Below are 17931 nucleotides of genomic sequence, written 5' to 3' on the forward strand. Positions count from 1 at the left end.
ACAGAATGCTCGAAAAGCCAGCCTCAGCCCCGAGGGCCGGCATACGCCAGTGCCCATTTTTCATGGGCGTCCAACTGCGCCTTGAAGCGTTCGATCTGCTCGGTAACACGCACCGGCGACGTACCGCCCCAACCACTGCGCGCCGCCAACGCGGCTTCCAGGGTCAGGCAATCGAGCACGTCCGGCGTCAGTCGGGCATCGGTGCGGGACAGCATCTCAGGGGTTAGCTGTTCCAGGCCGATGTCCTGCGCTTCGCACAATTGCACCAGTTGGCCGGTGATTTCGTGGGCTTCCTTGAACGGCACGCCGCGCATTGCCAGCCAGTCGGCCACTTCGGTCGCCAAGGTGAAACCAAGCGGCGCCTGACGCAGCAGTTCATCGGTGCGCACGTTCATGGTCGCGACCATGCCCGTGAAGGCCGGGAGCACCAGATGCAAGGTTTCCAGCGTATCGATGACAGCGTGTTTGTCCTCGCTCAGGTCGCGGTTGTAAGACAGCGGCTGCGCCTTGAGCACCGAGAGAATGCCTGTCAGCGAGCCGATGATGCGCCCGGATTTGCCCCGCGCAAGTTCAGCGATGTCGGGGTTTTTCTTCTGCGGCATGATGGAACTGCCGGTCGCATAGCCGTCGTCCAGCTCGACCCAGCGGAATTGCCGCGACGTCCACAGGCAAAACTCCTCGGCCATGCGCGAGATGTTGATGCCCAGCATGCTGCTGCAAAACAGGAACTCGGCGACGTGATCGCGGCTGGCGACTGCGTCGATGGAGTTTTCACACGGGCCGTCATAGCCCATTTCCGCGGCCGATTGCTGCGGGTCGCGGGCGATCGCCGAACCGGCCAGTGCCGCCGCGCCCAAAGGCGAAAGACTGAAGCGCTTGTCGAAATCCTGCAGACGCTGAATGTCCCGATGAATGGCCTGAGCGTGAGCCATCAAATGATGGGCGAACACGATCGGCTGAGCCTGTTGCAGATGGGTGAAGCCAGGGGCGATGGTGTGAATGTGTTGCTCGGCCTGCCCCACCAACGCCTTTTCCAGCTCAACAATGGCCAGGGTCAACCGACGAACCTGATCGCGGAGGTAAAGGCGCAGATCGTTGGCCGACTGGTCGTTACGCGAGCGCCCGGCCCGCAGCTTGCCGCCCAGCGCGCCGAGTCGTTCGGTCAACAGACGTTCGATAAAAGTGTGCACGTCTTCGTCCGCCGGGATGGGCTGAACCTTGCCGGCGGCAAAGTCCTCATCGATGGACGTGAGCGCTGCGATGATCAGGCGAGTCTCTTCAGCATCCAGCAGCCCTGCCCTGTTCAACTCGTTGGCATGAGCCTTGGACCCGGCCACGTCGTAGGGCGTCAGGCGAAAATACGCATGGGGCGAGCGTGAAAGATTGGCCATGGCCTCGGCCGGGCCAGACTTGAAGCGCGCCCCCCACAGACGCTCGGTAGCATCAGACATTTACCTTCTCCGTTGACACGTTGAATGAATCGATCGCTTGGCAGGGATGCTAGGAACAATCCGCGGGGAGGGAAATGTTACAAATGGCAAGTCAACTTACGGAAACTGGAAACCTGCCAAACCATGGCGCAAAGGCTCGCCGGGGAAGCCGACGCCAGTCTCTTCGGGAATCCACAGCGACGATCAGTTCCCGGCTGAGCCACCCGGCCGGCATCGCACTCTGTCGGCGGAGGCGTTCCAACGGACGCCACCGCCGACAAACCGAATCGCTACGAAAGCAATGAGTCAATTATTCAGGCTTTTCCAACGCCTCCACCAACGCCTTGAAGAACCGTGCCGCCTCCCCGCCCGTCACGGCGCGATGATCGAAGGTCAGCGACAGCGGCAGGATCGGATGCACCACCACTTGGCCGTTCATAGCGACCGGCTCTTCGCGAATGCCGCCTGCGCCGATGATCGCCACTTGCGGCGGGACGACGATGGGGTTGGCATAGCGACCGAACAGCGTCCCGAAATTGGACAGAGTGAGGGTCGCGCCCATCATTTCCCGTGGCGGGATTGAGCGGGCTTTCACATCGGCGCGCAGGCAACTCAGGCCTTCCTTCAAGTCTGCGGACTCACGATTGCCGACGTCGCGCAACACCGGCACGAACAAGCCATCCGGGGTGTCGACGGCAATCCCCAGATCCAGATTGTCGTGATGCTTGATCGACAGCGACTTACCGTCAAACCAGCTGTTAAGCACCGGCTCGACCTTGCACGCCGCCGCCATGGCCTTGCCGATGCGGATCAGCGGATCGCGCGCGGCGCCCCAGCGATGCAGATCGGCATCGCCAAAAATCGTCACCGGCACCACCTCGGCGTGGGATTTGGCCATGTTCAGCGCCATGCTGCGCCGCACGCCGCGCAGCTTCTCGCCGCCGAACTTGTCACGCTCGGCTTGGGAGGCGTTTTCCACGTCGGCGCGGGTGATCAGGCCTTCGCTGCCTGAACCCGTCAGCGCGTTGAGATCAACGCCCAATTGCCGTGCCAGCTGCCTTACGGCTGGGGTCGCGCGGGTCGACATATGTTCGCGGGTCGAGGGCGCAGCGCCGACAAAAAACGGGTCGTCCTGGCTGTTGCCGCCCCCTTCAAGACGCCCGACGACCGTGCCCGCATCGCCCTCGCCTTCGAATGCCATCAGCGGTTCGCCCACGTGCAGGATGTCACCATCGCCGCCGTACACCTTCGCCACCACGCCATCGTACGGCGCGGGAATGTCGACGATGGCCTTGGCGGTTTCCACCGAGACGACCCGTTGGTCGGCCTTGACCGTGTCGCCCGCCTTGACGTGCCATTCGACGATTTCCGCTTCCTGCAAGCCTTCGCCCAGATCGGGCAGTTTGAAATATTTCATCGCAAGCCTCCTGGGCCGTCAGGCGAAATTCAGGGCGCTGTCGCACGCGTGAAGGATGTCCCCGACGCTGGGGATGTACAGCTGCTCAAGGCGATACAGCGGCGGCGGGATGTCCGGCGCAGTGACCCGCTGAATGGGCGCCTGCAAATCCAGCAACACACGCTCATACAAACTCGCCGCGATCTCCCCACCCAGCCCACCGGAGCGAGGGGCTTCGTGAACGATCACGCAGCGCCCGGTCTTGCGCACAGAGGCTTCGAGGGTGTCGAGGTCCAGCGGTTTGACACAGGCGACGTCGATCACTTCCGCCGACACGCCCTGCTCGGCCAGGGCACTGGCCGCCTGAAAGGTCTCGTGAACGCTGGCGCCCCAACTGATAAGGGTGATGTCGCTGCCCTCGCGCAGGGTGAAACAGGTGTCCAGCGGCAGGCGTTTGCCATCATCGACAAGGGCTTGCGGATTCATGCGATACAGGCGAGTGGGTTCGAGAAAGATGACAGGGTCCGGATCGTCGATGGCCGCCAGCAACAGGCCATAGGCGCGAGCAGGCGAGGACGGGATCACGACACGAAGGCCTGGCACGTGGGCAAACATCGCTTCGGTGCTTTCACTGTGATGCTCGGGCGCGCGAATCCCCGCGCCCATGGGCGAGCGCATGACCATCGGGCAACTCAACCGCCCTCGCGTACGATTGCGCATGCGTGCGGCGTGGGACACCAAGTGCTCCATGGCGGCATAAATGAAGCCCAGAAACTGGATCTCCACCACAGGCTTGAGGCCCTGCGCGGCCATGCCGACTACCAATCCGCCGAGCATGGTTTCCGCAAGCGGCGAGTCGATCACGCGCTTGAAACCAAAGGCGTCGCGTAGGCCCTGAGTGGCGCGAAATACCCCACCGTTGACGCCCACGTCCTCCCCCAGCACCACAACGTTTTCATCCTCGCTCATGGCCCGGTGCATCGCCAGATTGACGGCTTCCAGCAGGCTGAGCTTTTTGTCTGTGGACAGATCATTCGCCATGATCGGCACCTCCATTGCGACGAGCCACACGCTCCAGGAACCACTCGCGCTGATCGGCCAGCGGCGCCGGCCACTGGGCGTAGACATGGTCCATGACCGATTCCGGCGCCTGATTGCCTGCACGTTCAAAGTTATCCACAGACTGCTGAACCAACCCCTTGCATTCAGCGATCAACGCCTGTTCGCGACTCTCGTCCCAGACGCCCTGGCTGGCCATGAACGATTGCAGGCGTTTGATCGGCTCCTCCTGCCACGCCTGCTTGACCTCATCGGCGGCGCGATAGCGCGTGGCATCATCTGCCGTGGTGTGGTCGCCGAGGCGATAACTCAGGCACTCCAGCAGCACCGGGCCTTTGCCCTTGCGCGCCCGCTCCAGCGCGACCTGCATGCGGTCATACACCGCGAGGATGTCGTTGCCGTCGACCTGCTCGCCATGAAAGCCCGCGCCGATGGCTTTCTGCGCCAGGGTTGGGGCGCCGCACTGAATGCGCCGGGGCACGGAAATCGCCCATTGGTTATTGTTGATCACGAACACCACCGGCAGCTGCCAGGCGCCCGCGACGTTCAGTGCTTCGAGGAAGTCGCCTTTGCTGGTGGCTCCGTCGCCGCAGGTGGTCACGGCAACGCGATGCTCGCCGCGAATCTTGAAGGCACTGGCCACCCCGCAGGCGTGCAGCGCCTGGGTGGCGATGGGCACACAGAGCGGAAAATCCTGCGCCACGGCGGGCTCGGCGTAATCGCTGCCCCGCTCGTCTCCGCCCCAATACAGGAGGATTTCTTCCATGCGCACGCCGCGCATGAGTTGCACGGCGGTGTCGCGGTAATAAGGAATCAGCACGTCTTCAGGGTGCATCAGGCTGCCGATGGCAACGCCAATGGCTTCCTGGCCGAGGGTCGGGGCATACGTGCCGATGCGGCCGGTGCGCTGCAAGGCGACGGCTTTCTGGTCAAAGAGCCGGGTGAGCACCATGTGTCGGTAAAGGCGGGTCAGCAGGTTGAAGTCATCGGCCCAATCGGGAAGTTCTCCGGTCAGACGACCGTCGGGGGAGAGGTAACGGGTGTACGCAAGATCGATCTTGTTATTGGACATTGCACACTCCTTACACACGTCGTATCGGATGACACGTGATGGTCTCAACTCGCCACTTGTGGTCGCGAGCGCTGTTCGAAGCGCACCGGTAAAGCGCTATTCGAGGTTCAACAGGCGTTCTGCCAATGCATCGGCAACCCGCGCGGGTGAGCGCTTCTCGGCCTGGGCATGGGCAAATACTTCAGTCAGCCGTGTTCCTATCTGGGACAGATGTGCGGTGATGGTGTGCTGGTTCTCTCCTTGATGTTGCAGCGCGACGTAGATCAGCCCGCCGGAATTGATGACGTAGTCAGGTGCGTAAAGAATGCCTCGGGCTTCGAGCTGATCGGCGATGGCCGCACAGCTCAGTTGATTGTTGGCGCCACCGGCCACGGCGGCGCAACGCAGTTTGGTCACGCTGTGACTGTTGAGCACGCCGCCCAGCCCGCAAGGCGCGAGGATGTCGCAGGGGGTGCTGAGCAACGCTTCGCTGGCTACCGGTTTGGCGCCCATCTGCTCCATCGCCAATTGCACCTTGCCGCTGTCGAGATCAGCCACCAGTAATTCGGCGCCAGCGGCATGCAGCTGTTCCGCCAATGCCCATCCCACATGCCCCAAGCCTTGCACGGCGACGCGCAGCCCTTCCAGATTGTCGCTGCCCAGACGGGCCATGGCGGTGGTGCGGATACCGGCGTACAGCCCCATGGCTGTGTAGGCCGAGGGGTCGCCCGATTTAGTGGTGCTGGTGACGTGCTGGGTGGATTGCGCGATGCAGTCCATGTCTTCGCCGGACGTGCCGCTGTCCATGGCAGCAATGTAGCGGCCATCGAGGGTCTCGATGAAACGTCCGAACGCTTCGAATAATGCGGCCCGGTCGGGCACATGAGCAGGTCGCAGGATTACCGCCGTTCCCCCGCCCAAAGGCAGGCCGGCCAGCACAGCCTTGTAGCTCATGTTCCTCGCCAACTGGATAGCGTCTTCGACAGCGCTCTCTTCATTTGGATAGGACAGATAGCGAACGCCACCCAGAGCCGGACCTTTCTGGCTACTGTGGATCGCGATCACGGCTTTGAGGCAGGCGTGTGAGTCGACGATCAGGTGCAACGATTGAACGCGCGAACTTTGCATGAGAGCGAACATTGGCAGTGCTCCCTTTTTTTTGTATTGCGAGTATAGGCGCTGGCAAAAAAAACGACGGCCGCGCCGGACACATCCCGATAATAAAAAAGCCGATACATGGCAGAACATGTCAGCGGGCATTCGCCGCTGGACTAACCTCGCCGCCAGGGCTAAAACGGAGCTTCCAGGGACGACGTTTCAGACGCCAGATTCGGTTGGAGACGCAGATGAATCCACGCCAGCAATGCCTCGACTGCCTGCACCGCACGCCCCCTTCGACCTTCGAGGCGGCGTTGTGGATTTCTGTCGAGCACGACGCCGAAGTCGATACCCGGCAGACGCTGGAGCTGATCGATCAACTGCAACGCCGGGTGAGTGCGGCGCTGCCCATGCTCCCGCCTGTCGAACTGGCTCAACCCCTGTTGCGGCAACTGGCGACGATCGGTTTCCAACAGGACGACGTCGCCCAGCCCAAACCGCAGGTGGCGCTGCTGCACAAGATCGTCGAACGGCGCCGCGGTCAGCCGCTGGGGCTGGCGATGGTGGCGCTGGAGCTGGCATGGCGTCTGCAAATTCCCCTGGAAGGCGTGAATTTCCCGGGGCATTTCCTGCTGCGCGTGCCGGGCGCCGACCACACGCTGGACCCGTGTGGCGGCCGCAGGCTCTACCCCAAGGACTGCCGCGAACTACTGCTGCGCCAGTTCGGCCCCGACATGCCGCTCAAGGCCGAGCACATGCGCGCGGCCACCCCGCAGGCAATGCTGCAACGCTTGTCGCGAAACCTGCGTCATCTTCACCAGATCAACGATGATCTCATCGCGTCTTTGAAAGATGCCAATCGAGTCCTTGAATTGGGACAGGCCAACACCAGCGATTACCTCGCCCGCGCCAGCCTCTATCAGACCCTGGAATGCCCGCAGGCCGAACGCTACGACCTGGAGCACGCATTGCTGCTCAGCGACGACCCAGTGCAGCGGATCAGGTTGACGCAACGTTTGGTGCAACTGCCGTCAGGTCGGGCTGTGCATTAATCGGCCAGTAAAGGCTGCCCTGGATGTGAGTCCGCCCTCCCTGAGCATCGTGCACACGAAGGGATACCCCCTGTTTAGAGCGACCTTCCCGATTGTTGCCGCCGAGGTAAAACTGCATGTCGTAAACAGCTATGTTTAATAAAGACGAAAGAACTTACCATTCACTCACTTCGCGGCCACCCTCGCCGCGAACTGGAAGTTCGTTTCGTTAGTCTGACTTGGCTCTGACGCATCAGACTGTTCGAACGGATTCCCCGACGTAGATTTTCATGCTCCTGGATCTGACGTCTTGTTTAAGCCGCTGCCGCTGCCGCTGCAGCGGCTTTTTTTTTGGCTGTTTTTCAGTCGCCACTGCGGGCGGTGTGCAATCGCGCGGCGGATGTGCTATTGGCATTATGGGACGTGTAAAAACAGTTGGGAAATGCCCTACGGAATTATTAGCCCCAGTCCTACAGCGCAGTATGTTTAAACGTTAGTCATCAGAGCAGGGCCGGTGATTGGGAACTTGCGCTGATCAAGCGATTTTAATGACTAATGGAGATTCATCATGAACAAGAAAACAATGGCAGCACTGGTACTCGCGCTGGGGGTGGTTTCGCTGACAAACATGGCAGTGGCTGCTCCCGCGGCTTAAGCATTTCCCTGCTTCAGAAACAGCAGCCAAATGTCCCCCGGTGTTGCGCAAGCCGGGGAATACAAGGTGATCCACAGCTATACCGTGAACTGTGGAACAACAATGCATAACTTGACCGTCAGGACTCAAGGCGGATCAGTGCAACCCATCACCGTCGAGCGTAATCAGGGTGCAGGCTGGGTAACAGTCACCAGAGATGCTTATGATCCGACAGTAAACTGGGGTTCAGGAAGCTTCCGCGTCATTCTTGATAACACACATGGCAAAACGCCGATCTCGTACCGCGGCAGTTTCTCGCTGCCTCTCTGACAGTGACAAAACAGGGCCGCTGGCTTGCCGCGGCTCTGATCTTGCAGCTACTAGACGCGAATGTTAACGAGCGATTTTTGTCTGGGACGTTTGGCGTACTCTTCTAGTGCCTGCGTAACTGACATGACTGTTTTAAGCTTAGTCAACGTGTCTCTGGCGTAGCCCTGCCCCTCGGAGACATGTTTATTCAGAAATTCAAGTTGCCGTTGAAAGTAATCGTACATATTGACCGGCTTATCGAGCCCCACTTCATTACCTTGCGCATCGAACTCGAGATCAATACCCGAGAGCCAACCCGACGTCCCATAATCGACGATGCCTAAATCGGCAAGGACGTTTCCAATTTCACGGAGCTGTCTATTCGTTGTATTTCGCGGGTCGAAGCCTGATATATCCAGCGTAAAACCCTTGAGTTTTTGCGCATTTGAAATACTGCCATCGGCCCAATATTGGCGGACTTTCTGCTTTATGCTTTCTTCTTGCTCAGGTGCGCCCGATTGAGTTCTGAACCTGGCATCCGGCACAACAGAATAAGCACTTAGCCTTTGACGTATCTCCACAAAATTTTGAAGCATGACAACCTCCTGAGAGCGAGCAATTACACTCGTCCTATCGGGAGGTAAATGGCGGTCTTTAATCAACAACACTCAACTCAGAATAAAGAGAGCAATCCTACACACACCAAAATAATCTTCCTACAAAAACGGCCAATCCGATCCCCGAACTGGCCGCGAAACACATCACATCGTTTTCAACCCGCAAACTTCTGCACGTTCACCATCATCTCCTTCAACGCCTCGACGTTATCCGCAGGATGCACGGCGTCGTTGAAGTCATTGATCACGCCCCATTGCGCGGCGACATCTTCCGGAGTGAAGCCTGCGCGTGGATCGAAGCCAGCGCCCAGGCTGCGCTCCCAGCGGACTTTACCGACCCAGCCGCCGCCGACTTCATACAGCCCGGCGCTGTCCTGGCACTGCTCGCTGCCCAGATACACCACCAGCGGGCTGACGAGTTCGGGCTTGAGCAGTTCGAAGACGCTGGCCGGGATCAGGCCTTCGGTCATGCGTGTGCCGCCGGTGGGGGCGATGGCGTTGACCAGAATGTTGTTCTTGCGCCCTTCCAGCGCCAGGGTGCGGGTCAGGCCATACAGGCCGAGTTTGGCCATGCCGTAGTTGGACTGGCCGAAGTTGCCGTAGATGCCGGACGTGGAGGAGGTGAAAATCACTCGCCCGTAGTTCTGCTCGCGAAGGTGCGGCCAGGCAGCGCGGGTCACTTTGTAGGCGCCTTCGACGTGGACCTTGTAGACCAGATCCCAATCGACGTCTTCCATCTTGGCGAAGCTCTTGTCGCGCAGGATGCCGGCGTTATTGACCACGACGTCGACACGACCAAAGGCGTCCAGGGCGTTCTGGATGATCTTGTCGCCATCGGTGACGGAGTCGTGATTCGCCACAGCCTGACCGCCGCTTTCGCCAATTTCCGCAACCACGCGGTCGGCTGCCGAAGCGTTGGCGCCTTCGCCATGAGCCGAGCCGCCCAGGTCGTTGACCACTACCCGCGCGCCATGCCGGGCGAACAGCAACGCGTGCGCCCGCCCGAGGCCACCACCGGCGCCGGTCACGACGACTACTTTGTCTTCAAAACGTACGGACTCACGCATGTCGCTCTCCCCCAATGATGATGCGCGCTCTCTGGCATCAGAGAAGATCGAGAGCGGGCGAAACAGTCATCGAGTGTCAACCAGTCATCGGCTGGTCACAATCAACACGAGGCAGGCTGAATGGTGTTCGATAACACAAAGGGATGATCGGTCGCTGCACTGACCGGCAGCGCACGCGGCGCGGCCAGCACAGGCGTGAAGTGGGTCAACGGCAGACGGAACGCGTCGTAAAGGCGCAGAACCCTGGCCGGCGACTCAGTGTGAGGGTAATGGCCGATGCCGGGGATCAGCACAGTATCGGGCTCAGGGATCAGCTCGCGGTAACGTTCGACCATGTGCGCACCGGAAATCGGGTCGGCAGCGCCATTGATAAAGCGCATCGGCACGCGGCTGTGCTGCATCGCAGTCACCCAGCGGTCGCGCTGTACGCGCCGCTCGGGCACGTAACTCATCAGGCGATGCAGCAGGTGATGGCCACGGTTGGCAGAAATCAGGCTCCAGAAATCATCGAGCTCGCTTTCGCTGGGGCGTGTATCGGGCCCGAAAATGCGGCTGAAATCCCGGTCCAGAGCGCCTCGATCGAACAATCGACTCAGCAGCCACCCGGCGCGTCCGAGCAGCAGTTTCTGGGCACGCAATGGACGATGAACCTCGGGAAACAGCCCGCCATTGAGAAACACGCAACTGGCCATGTCGAATCGACCTTCGGCCTGCCGTGCCAGCAACTCCTGAGCAACGCTGTCGCCGTAATCGTGGGCAAGGACGTGAACCGGCTCGCGGATGCCCAGATGATCGAGCAAAGCCTGTTGCAAATCGGCCTGTTCGAGGAGGCTGTAGCGGTGGTTGCGAGGCTTGGCCGAGTCACCGAAGCCGAGCATGTCGCAGGCAATGACCCGGTATTGGCGTGAAAACGGCTGCCACAGGTAGTTCCAGTCCCAGCTGGCGGTGGGGAAACCATGAATCAGCAACAGCGGCTCGCCCTGCCCGGCCGTCCAGTAACGAATGGTATGCCCGCCAAAGGTGAAATCATGCCCGCGCGTACGCCATACGCTGAGGGGTATCTCCGCGAGCCTCATTACTGCGCGTACCCCGGCGAGAACTGATCAAGCTTTCGCAGCAGCGCAGGCCAGGCCAATTGCCCGCCCATCCCCTGCGCGCTGCGGGTAACCCCAGCGATCATCGCCTTTGCACCCGCCAGAATCTGTCCGTCGATGGGTATCAGCTCTGCTCCCCCACTTTGAGCCATGACCTGGATTTCGCAGGCGCGCTGGAAGGTGAACATCATCAGAAAGGTGTCAGCGATGCTGGACGCGCAGGTCAGCAGGCCGTGATTGTTGAGCATCAGGAAATTGCTCTGGCCCAGGTCAGCCTGCAGACGGGCTTTCTCTTCGTGATTCAGCGCCACGCCTTCGTAAGCGTGATAACCCATGCTCGCCAGCACGAAAATCGACTGCTGGCTGATCGGCAATACACCCTGCTTCTGCGCAGAGACGGCAACGCCCGCTGCCGTATGGGTGTGCATCACGCACATCACGTCATGACGCACCTCGTGCACGGCGCTGTGGATGGTGTAGCCCGCCGGGTTGATCTCGTAGGGGCTGTCCATGAGCTTGTTGCCTGCCTGATCGACCTTGACCAAGCTTGAGGCGGTCATCTCATGAAACATCATGCCGTAGGGGTTGATCAGAAAGTCTTCGGTGCCAGGCACCTTGGCCGAGATGTGGGTGAAGATCAGGTCGTCCCAGCCGTGCATGGCCACCAGCCGATAGCAGGCGGCTAAATCGACCCGCGCCTGCCATTCAGCGGCGCTGACTTGCTCTTTCACGGAAGGGTTGAGGGGGCTGGCGGACTCGGCAACGACTTGGGCAACTTTCACGTCTGGCTTTCCTCGGCGGTTATTCTGCTCTAATGGATCAGCAGTCTAGTCAGGCGAGATAAAACCGGTACTTGCCTTGGCAGCCACCTTAATGGCCCGGCGAGTCAGCCCCAGTCAAAAGGCTCTGGAACAGGTATTTCAGAGCATCCACACCAGCAATGGCGCGGCAAAAAGATTGAGTAGGCCGGTCAGCACCATGACCAACCCGGCCACCGAACCTTCTTCACCGCCCACTTCCCGGGCACGGCTGACACCGGCGCCGTGAGCGCCCACCCCGAACAATGCCCCTCGCGCCAGGGCTGTGCGCAAAGGCAGCCATTTGAGCAGCGCGCCACCCAGGGCCGCCCCGAAAACGCCTGTGCACATCACAAACACGGCGGTCAGTTCCGGCACACCGCCCAGATCATGGGCCAGCGGCATGGCGAAAGGGGTAGTGATGGAGCGCGGCACCAGCGACATCACCACCGAGGTGTCCAGCGCCAGCGCCTTGGACAGGCCGAACGAACTGGCAATCGACGCGGCGCTGCCCGCCAGCATGCCGATCAACAGCGCTGGCCAGTGCCGGACCAGTAACGCCCGCTGTTGCCAGATCGGAATGGCGAACGCCACGGTCACCGGGCCCAGCACCAGCATCAGCCAGTGGGTGTTGGTGGAATATTCAGCATAGGCCGTGTGCAGGGGAGCGGCGATAGCCAACAACACTGTCGGGACCAGGATCAGCGGCGACAGCAGGTAACGGCCGGTGCGCCGGTACAACCAGCGGCTACCGACGTAGGCGCCCACTGTGATGAGCAGCCAGAACACCGGCATGGGTTCGAATTTCATGCCTGACGCTCCGCCGCGCGGTCCTTGAGACGGCACACCGCCTCGACCGTGACCGCCGTCACCAGCATGACCATCAAGGTGCTGCAGCCGATCACCAGCATGATCCGCCAGCCCTCGTTACGCACCAGCGCGCCATAGTCCAGAAGGCTCATCAGCGGCGGAATGAAGAACAACAGCATCTCGGCCAGTAACAGGCCTGCACCGGTCTGCAGCGACGAAGGCTTCACCACGCCACCGGCGAAAATCGCCAGCAACAGCGCAAGTCCAATCACCCCGCCCGGAATCGGCCAGTCGAGCCAGGACGCGATCTCGCAACCGATTTGATAAAGCGCCAGTAAAACGACGAGTTCGACCACCAGACGCGCGAGACGGGACAAACGTTTCATGATCTTTCCACCCTCTGAGAACTGCAGTTTACCGAGCGGCACACCATCTCAAAAACGAATTGTTAGACTTCAAACAATTCCAATTTGGAATCCAATCATTCATATTGCTGGAATTGCAGGTCCAGCGACGGGTCACCATGGAATTCAAACAGCTGCGCAGTTTCATCGAAGTGGTGCGTGAGGGCGGTTTCACCCAAGCGGCCAAGACGCTGTATGTCAGCCAGTCGGCAGTCAGCAAACAGGTCGCGCAGCTGGAAGAAAGCTTGGGCGTAACCCTGCTCGATCGCCATGGCTCACAAGTTTCCCTCACGGCGGCAGGCAGGATCGTGCTGCACCGCGCAGAAGAAATGCTGATGATGCGCAACAGCCTGCACCGGGAACTGGACGACCTGAGCAATCTGGCGCGCGGGGAATTGCACCTGGGGCTGCCAATGCTGGGCAGTGACACGCTGTTCGCCAAGGCTTTCGCCGAATACCGCAGGCGCTACCCCAACGTTACCATTCACCTGATCGAGGGCGGCAGCCGCGCTATTGAACACGCGGTCATGACCGGCGAGCTTGAACTGGGCGCAAGCCTCACGCCCAGCGATGCGGCGTTCGCTTCTCAGCCTTTTTGCGACGAGCCGCTGGACGCCCTGCTGCCCGCCGATCATCCGCTGGCCCATTTGAAGGAAGTGGAGCTGAGCCAACTGGCCGACACGCCCTTCCTTTTATATCAACGCAGTTTCGTGCTGAACGACCGCCTGCTGCAGGCTTGCCAGCAGGTCGGGTTCACGCCTCGGGAAGGCGGGCGCAGCGGGCAGGCGGATTTTCTTGCGGCGCTGGTGGCCGCAGGTCAAGGCGTGGTGCTGCTGCCGCAAGTGGTGGCGCGGGCGCTGGTGCGACCGGGGGTCGTGCATGTGACGCTCAAGGCGCCCGACATGCTGCGCTGGGACATCGCCTTCATTTGGCGTGAAGGCGCGTATCTGTCCAAGGCGGCGCAAGCCTGGCTGGCGCTGGTGCGTCGATAACGGTTTACGCGCCTAGTTTTTCGACGAACTCGGCCAACCAGGGCTCGGCATCGGATTCGGGGGTGACCGTTTCACTGGCGTCCAGACGCAGCATTTCCTGCACCTCACGAATACCCAGTTCCATGAACAGCTCGCGGAACTGCTCGCCGCCGCCACAGAAAGTGTCGCCATAGCTGGCGTCACCCAGGGCGATCACGCCGCCCGGCAGGCCGCGCCAGGCGGCAGGCAACACGTCGCGGATCTGCGAATACAGCGGCTGGACGTTGTCAGGCAATTCGCCAAGCCCGGTGGTCGAGGTCACGGCCAGAAACGCCTCAGGGGCGAAGGTTTGCAGATCGGCCAATGTCACGCGCGGGTTGAACAATACTTCGTGACCGGCATCCTTGATGATGTGCTGAGCGTGTCGGGCAACCTCTTCGGCAGAGCCGTACACTGAGCCCGAAACAATGGCGACTTTCATTGAGTGATCCTGTGACTGATTGAAATCGTGCGGCATTATGCCCTAGACCGCCTCAATGTCTTAGAATGTGCGCAGCTGTCGCGCCGCAAAAAGTAGTCGAACTGCACGCGAAACTGGCGCAAGCTCACTGTCAGGGCCGTGCGTTGCACCGGCAATCCATTCCAACTGACGAATGGCAGCAACCTAAAACCGAATCTGCTGTCAGCTTTTTCAATAACCGGTTAACAGAGCTTGACCATGCAGCGCGACAATATCCTCACGCAGGATGAGCTGGATTTCATCCAGAACATGCAGCACAACCCCAAGCTGAACCTGCGCGACAAATCCAGCAGCCTGGTGGTCAACGGGGGTGTCCAGATCCAGGATCTGCTGACGCGTCTGGCTGCTCACGAGCAAGTGACCATTCAAGCCCAGTTCGACAACCAACAGATGACCTTCCCGCTGCATCTGGTCGAAGACGAATTCCATGCCCTGCACCTGGAACTGGGCGCTCCCAGCATTTTTGAAGAAGGCCCGCGCATTCGCCCCTGGCGCCTCATATTGCCTGAACCCGTTGCGCTGGAAACCGAAAAAGGCTCGCTCACCGCATTGTGGGTTCACGAGATTTCCTTCAAGGGCATCCTGCTGGAAATCCGCAAGCAGACCAAACCGCCGAAATATTTCTCCGCCTGGTTCACCCCGGCAGGGCTTGCCCCGATCGCTCTGCGTGGCACCTTCGAACGCCTGACCGAACACGGCCTTGCGGCGTATCGCCTGAGCCAGAACAGCAAGGAAGACACCGAGCGCCTGCGCCAGTACATCCTTCAGGAACACCGTAAAATCCACCCTTCGATGCATCTCTGAAACCGCTTTGAGCAGCGCACAGCACGCCGCGAACGCCGCCGCAACGGGCATCTTGTCGCTTGCCGCTTGTGGCTCCCCGGTGCCTTCGGGAATAATCCTTGCTTGTTTTTTCAGCGAAGCTGACGCCACGCCACCACCCCGGCGTAACGTCATGTGATTTCCCTACCCGGGAAGCTCACTCGTTTATCGGAGATACACAATGTCTACCTCACCCGTCACGCTGATGGTCGCCCGTCGCGTCGCCCATGGCCGCTATCAGGAACTGATCGCCTGGCTGCATGAAGGCGAGCAACTGGCCACCGACTTCCCCGGCTACCTGGGTTCAGGCGTGCTCGCACCGCCTCCGGGAGACGACGAATTCCAGATCATTTTCCGCTTTGCCGATGAAGCCACCATGCACGCCTGGGAGCATTCAGCGTCCCGGCGCTCCTGGTTGGTGCGCGGCAGCGGCCTGTTCGCCAAGAATTCCGTGCACCGTGTACGCGGCATGGACGGCTGGTTCGGCACCGTCGGTCAGCGCCCGCCGCGCTGGAAACAGGCCGTGGCCATCTGGCTGGCGTTCTTTCCTGTGTCGCTGATCTTCAACTACATCCTCGGCCCGCTGCTCGGGCAGTTGGAATTGCTGCCGCGAATCCTGATCAGCACGCTGATTCTCACGCCATTGATGGTGTTCTGGTTCATTCCGCTGTCGACGCATTTGTTGTCCGGGTGGTTGAACAGCAACACGCAGGTGCCCGTGGCTCAGGCCGAGTCCGCGTCTACCCACTGACGACAACTCGCCCCGGCCCTCAACGTCTTACCGGTGAAAGCCGTTCCGCTGGCGAACGTGGCGTGTCAGTCAATCACCTGTTACTGACCCAGCGCATTCGCCAGCAAGCCGGCTCCCACAAGGATCCCGTCTGCCTCCAAGCCGCAGTTGTACACCACTGACCATTGGGTTAACTTTGCCCCAGATGTTCGTTCTCTGATGGCCCATTGCAAGTAATTGCCGCCAGCAATCCAGAGCCGATACGCCCGCGACCTGCCGGTTCTCTTCTCCCTGATAAACGCGTGAGCTGCCATGGCCTCCTCCCCTGCCCCTGTCCTGATCACTGGTGCCAGCCAGCGCATCGGCCTGCATTGCGCAGAACGGCTGCTGGGCGAAGGTCAGCCGGTGATCATCACCTACCGAAGCGAACGGCCCGGCGTCGAGCGACTGAAGGCATTGGGCGCCGTTGCGATTCAGGCGGACTTTTCCTCCCGGGACAGCGTGATGACCTTCATCGCGCAGCTCAAGGATCAAACCCCCAGCCTGCGCGCCATCGTTCACAACGCCTCAGAGTGGCTGCCGGAGACCGAAGGCGACGAGGCTGAAGTGTTCCAGCGCATGTTCAATGTGCACATGCTCGCGCCTTATCTGATCAACCTGCATTGCGCCGACCTGTTGCAGCGTTCGGAGCAGGCCGACATCATCCATATCGGTGACGACGTCACGCGTAAGGGCAGCAGCAAGCACATCGCCTACTGCGCGAGCAAAGCGGGGCTGGACAACCTGACTCTGTCGTTCGCGGCGCGCTACGCCCCCAAAATCAAGGTCAACGGCATCGCTCCGGCCATGCTGATGTTTCAACCGGACGACGATGCGGCATATCGCGCGCGCACGCTGGCCAAATCCGCGCTGGGCATCGAGCCCGGTGCCGAGGTGATCTACCAGAGTCTGCGCTACCTGCTGGATAACCCCTACGTCACCGGCACCACACTGACCGTAAACGGCGGACGGCACGTCAAGTAAGCCGCCCCGAGGACCTTTTGATGACCTTGTCACTGCCACAGCACTACCGTGAAATCCTCATCGGACTGGGTGAAGATCCTGAGCGCGAAGGCTTGCTGGACACCCCCAAGCGTGCGGCCAAGGCCATGCAGTACCTGTGTCATGGCTACGACCAGACGCTGGACGGGATCGTCAACGGCGCGCTGTTCGCTTCGGACAACGATGAAATGGTCATCGTCAAGGACATCGAGCTGTACTCGCTGTGTGAGCATCACCTGTTGCCGTTCATTGGCAAGGCGCACGTGGCCTACATCCCCACCGGAAAAGTCTTGGGTCTTTCGAAGATCGCTCGTATCGTCGACATGTTCGCTCGCCGACTGCAGATTCAGGAGAACCTGACCCGCCAGATCGCCGACGCGATTCAAGGCGTAACCAGCGCCGCGGGTGTGGCGGTGGTCATCGAGGCCCGGCACATGTGCATGATGATGCGCGGTGTCGAAAAGCAGAACTCGACCATGAACACCTCGGTGATGCTCGGCGCGTTTCGCGAATCGAACACGACACGGATGGAATTTCTGCAACTGATCGGACGGAGCAAGTAGTCCATGGCAAGACTCGAACCAGGCACCGCACGCATCCGGGTCAAGGACCTGTGCCTGCGCACTTACATCGGCATCAACGAGGACGAAATCCTCAACAAGCAGGACGTGCTGATCAACCTGACGATCCTGTACCCGGCCCAAGAGGCGGTGCGCGACAATGACATCGATCACGCGCTGAACTACCGGACCATCACCAAGGCCATCATTCAACACGTCGAAAGCAACCGCTTCGCCCTGCTGGAACGTCTGACACAGGAAGTGCTCGACCTGGTCATGGCTCACGACGCGGTGCAATACGCCGAGGTCGAAGTCGACAAGCCCCACGCGCTGCGCTTCGCCGAATCGGTGTCGATTACGCTGGCCGCCGAGCGCTGAGAGCCGAATCACCGGCCGCCCCCCCGCTGCTGTGGGAGTGAGCTTGCTCACGAAGGCAGGTCTGACACCCCACGGTGAAGGACAGATTGCTTTCGTGAGCAAGCTCACTCCC

The 17931-nt window shown here is 60.5% G+C and carries 19 protein-coding genes; 7 read left to right on the forward strand and 12 right to left on the reverse strand.

Going from position 1 to position 17931, the window contains the following annotated elements; genetic code table 11:
- Positions 1–23 precede the first annotated feature (23 nt).
- The 5 genes from argH to AC07V9_RS24690 all read right to left on the reverse strand — a co-directional run bounded on the left by argH (position 24) and on the right by AC07V9_RS24690 (position 6076).
- Positions 24–1451 (reverse strand): argininosuccinate lyase, encoded by a 1428-nt coding sequence (gene argH / locus AC07V9_RS24670; RefSeq protein ID WP_495018253.1) that lies wholly within the window; start codon positions 1449–1451, stop codon positions 24–26.
- A gap of 289 nt (positions 1452–1740) precedes the next feature.
- Positions 1741–2847 carry a dihydrolipoamide acetyltransferase family protein gene (locus AC07V9_RS24675; RefSeq protein ID WP_495018254.1) on the reverse strand — a complete coding sequence of 369 codons (1107 nt, stop codon included), beginning with the start codon at positions 2845–2847 and terminating at the stop codon, positions 1741–1743.
- A gap of 18 nt (positions 2848–2865) precedes the next feature.
- Complete coding sequence (locus tag AC07V9_RS24680; protein WP_495018255.1) at positions 2866–3867, reverse strand: alpha-ketoacid dehydrogenase subunit beta; 1002 nt, start codon at positions 3865–3867, stop codon at positions 2866–2868.
- The gene (pdhA, locus tag AC07V9_RS24685; protein WP_495018256.1) at positions 3857–4957 is read right to left on the reverse strand and encodes a pyruvate dehydrogenase (acetyl-transferring) E1 component subunit alpha; all 1101 of its coding nucleotides are present in this window, start codon (positions 4955–4957) and stop codon (positions 3857–3859) included. Before pdhA ends, AC07V9_RS24680 begins: the two co-directional genes overlap by 11 nt.
- A 96-nt stretch (positions 4958–5053) precedes the next feature.
- Entirely contained in the window at positions 5054–6076 is a 1023-nt protein-coding gene (locus AC07V9_RS24690) for a Glu/Leu/Phe/Val dehydrogenase family protein (protein ID WP_495018257.1), read from the reverse strand.
- A gap of 206 nt (positions 6077–6282) precedes the next feature.
- On the opposite strand from AC07V9_RS24690, the gene AC07V9_RS24695 reads away from it, so the two are divergent.
- A complete protein-coding gene (locus tag AC07V9_RS24695; protein WP_495018258.1) occupies positions 6283–7086 on the forward strand; it encodes a SirB1 family protein in 804 nt (267 codons plus the stop codon).
- A 993-nt stretch (positions 7087–8079) separates the two neighbouring features.
- Here the strand turns inward: AC07V9_RS24695 and AC07V9_RS24700 are convergent.
- From AC07V9_RS24700 to AC07V9_RS24725, 6 genes are all read right to left on the reverse strand, one after another.
- Positions 8080–8604 (reverse strand): hypothetical protein, encoded by a 525-nt coding sequence (locus AC07V9_RS24700; protein ID WP_495018259.1) that lies wholly within the window; start codon positions 8602–8604, stop codon positions 8080–8082.
- A gap of 176 nt (positions 8605–8780) precedes the next feature.
- The gene (locus AC07V9_RS24705) at positions 8781–9692 is read right to left on the reverse strand and encodes an SDR family oxidoreductase (RefSeq protein WP_495018260.1); all 912 of its coding nucleotides are present in this window, start codon (positions 9690–9692) and stop codon (positions 8781–8783) included.
- Between the two features lie 101 nt (positions 9693–9793).
- Entirely contained in the window at positions 9794–10768 is a 975-nt protein-coding gene (locus tag AC07V9_RS24710; protein WP_495018261.1) for an alpha/beta fold hydrolase, read from the reverse strand.
- Positions 10768–11517 (reverse strand): class II aldolase/adducin family protein, encoded by a 750-nt coding sequence (locus tag AC07V9_RS24715; protein WP_495018296.1) that lies wholly within the window; start codon positions 11515–11517, stop codon positions 10768–10770. Before AC07V9_RS24715 ends, AC07V9_RS24710 begins: the two co-directional genes overlap by 1 nt.
- A 189-nt stretch (positions 11518–11706) precedes the next feature.
- The gene (locus AC07V9_RS24720; protein ID WP_495018262.1) at positions 11707–12393 is read right to left on the reverse strand and encodes an LrgB family protein; all 687 of its coding nucleotides are present in this window, start codon (positions 12391–12393) and stop codon (positions 11707–11709) included.
- The gene (locus AC07V9_RS24725; RefSeq protein ID WP_495018263.1) at positions 12390–12779 is read right to left on the reverse strand and encodes a CidA/LrgA family protein; all 390 of its coding nucleotides are present in this window, start codon (positions 12777–12779) and stop codon (positions 12390–12392) included. Before AC07V9_RS24725 ends, AC07V9_RS24720 begins: the two co-directional genes overlap by 4 nt.
- Before the next feature lie 137 nt (positions 12780–12916).
- On the opposite strand from AC07V9_RS24725, the gene AC07V9_RS24730 reads away from it, so the two are divergent.
- Complete coding sequence (locus AC07V9_RS24730; protein ID WP_495018264.1) at positions 12917–13789, forward strand: LysR family transcriptional regulator; 873 nt, start codon at positions 12917–12919, stop codon at positions 13787–13789.
- Between the two features lie 4 nt (positions 13790–13793).
- Here the strand turns inward: AC07V9_RS24730 and AC07V9_RS24735 are convergent, their stop codons facing one another.
- Positions 13794–14249, reverse strand: coding sequence for a flavodoxin (locus AC07V9_RS24735; protein ID WP_495018265.1), 456 nt, complete (start codon positions 14247–14249; stop codon positions 13794–13796).
- A gap of 237 nt (positions 14250–14486) precedes the next feature.
- On the opposite strand from AC07V9_RS24735, the gene AC07V9_RS24740 reads away from it, so the two are divergent.
- The 5 genes from AC07V9_RS24740 (at position 14487) to folX (ending at position 17819) form a co-directional block, all read left to right on the forward strand.
- Positions 14487–15092 carry a hypothetical protein gene (locus tag AC07V9_RS24740; RefSeq protein ID WP_495018266.1) on the forward strand — a complete coding sequence of 202 codons (606 nt, stop codon included), beginning with the start codon at positions 14487–14489 and terminating at the stop codon, positions 15090–15092.
- 199 nt (positions 15093–15291) lie between these two features.
- On the forward strand, positions 15292–15861 hold the full coding sequence (locus AC07V9_RS24745; RefSeq protein ID WP_495018267.1) for an antibiotic biosynthesis monooxygenase: 570 nt from the start codon (positions 15292–15294) through the stop codon (positions 15859–15861).
- 291 nt (positions 15862–16152) lie between these two features.
- Positions 16153–16863, forward strand: coding sequence for a dihydromonapterin reductase (folM, locus tag AC07V9_RS24750; RefSeq protein WP_495018268.1), 711 nt, complete (start codon positions 16153–16155; stop codon positions 16861–16863).
- Positions 16864–16883: 20 nt separating this feature from the next.
- Entirely contained in the window at positions 16884–17444 is a 561-nt protein-coding gene (folE, locus tag AC07V9_RS24755) for a GTP cyclohydrolase I FolE (protein WP_495018269.1), read from the forward strand.
- Between the two features lie 3 nt (positions 17445–17447).
- Entirely contained in the window at positions 17448–17819 is a 372-nt protein-coding gene (gene folX / locus AC07V9_RS24760; protein ID WP_495018270.1) for a dihydroneopterin triphosphate 2'-epimerase, read from the forward strand.
- Positions 17820–17931: the final 112 nt, after the last annotated feature.

The organism is Pseudomonas sp. GW821-FHT02A11, from assembly GCF_059421985.1.

Coding starts and splice junctions, on each gene's coding strand:
- folE (WP_495018269.1), top strand. CDS start 16,884: ATGACCTTGTCACTGCCACAGCACTACCGTGAAATCCTCATCGGACTG.
- AC07V9_RS24745 (WP_495018267.1), top strand. CDS start 15,292: ATGTCTACCTCACCCGTCACGCTGATGGTCGCCCGTCGCGTCGCCCAT.
- AC07V9_RS24690 (WP_495018257.1), bottom strand. CDS start 6,076: ATGTTCGCTCTCATGCAAAGTTCGCGCGTTCAATCGTTGCACCTGATC.
- AC07V9_RS24700 (WP_495018259.1), bottom strand. CDS start 8,604: ATGCTTCAAAATTTTGTGGAGATACGTCAAAGGCTAAGTGCTTATTCT.
- AC07V9_RS24735 (WP_495018265.1), bottom strand. CDS start 14,249: ATGAAAGTCGCCATTGTTTCGGGCTCAGTGTACGGCTCTGCCGAAGAG.
- AC07V9_RS24675 (WP_495018254.1), bottom strand. CDS start 2,847: ATGAAATATTTCAAACTGCCCGATCTGGGCGAAGGCTTGCAGGAAGCG.
- folX (WP_495018270.1), top strand. CDS start 17,448: ATGGCAAGACTCGAACCAGGCACCGCACGCATCCGGGTCAAGGACCTG.
- AC07V9_RS24705 (WP_495018260.1), bottom strand. CDS start 9,692: ATGCGTGAGTCCGTACGTTTTGAAGACAAAGTAGTCGTCGTGACCGGC.
- pdhA (WP_495018256.1), bottom strand. CDS start 4,957: ATGTCCAATAACAAGATCGATCTTGCGTACACCCGTTACCTCTCCCCC.
- folM (WP_495018268.1), top strand. CDS start 16,153: ATGGCCTCCTCCCCTGCCCCTGTCCTGATCACTGGTGCCAGCCAGCGC.
- AC07V9_RS24720 (WP_495018262.1), bottom strand. CDS start 12,393: ATGAAATTCGAACCCATGCCGGTGTTCTGGCTGCTCATCACAGTGGGC.
- AC07V9_RS24710 (WP_495018261.1), bottom strand. CDS start 10,768: ATGAGGCTCGCGGAGATACCCCTCAGCGTATGGCGTACGCGCGGGCAT.
- AC07V9_RS24740 (WP_495018266.1), top strand. CDS start 14,487: ATGCAGCGCGACAATATCCTCACGCAGGATGAGCTGGATTTCATCCAG.
- AC07V9_RS24695 (WP_495018258.1), top strand. CDS start 6,283: ATGAATCCACGCCAGCAATGCCTCGACTGCCTGCACCGCACGCCCCCT.
- argH (WP_495018253.1), bottom strand. CDS start 1,451: ATGTCTGATGCTACCGAGCGTCTGTGGGGGGCGCGCTTCAAGTCTGGC.
- AC07V9_RS24730 (WP_495018264.1), top strand. CDS start 12,917: ATGGAATTCAAACAGCTGCGCAGTTTCATCGAAGTGGTGCGTGAGGGC.
- AC07V9_RS24680 (WP_495018255.1), bottom strand. CDS start 3,867: ATGGCGAATGATCTGTCCACAGACAAAAAGCTCAGCCTGCTGGAAGCC.
- AC07V9_RS24725 (WP_495018263.1), bottom strand. CDS start 12,779: ATGAAACGTTTGTCCCGTCTCGCGCGTCTGGTGGTCGAACTCGTCGTT.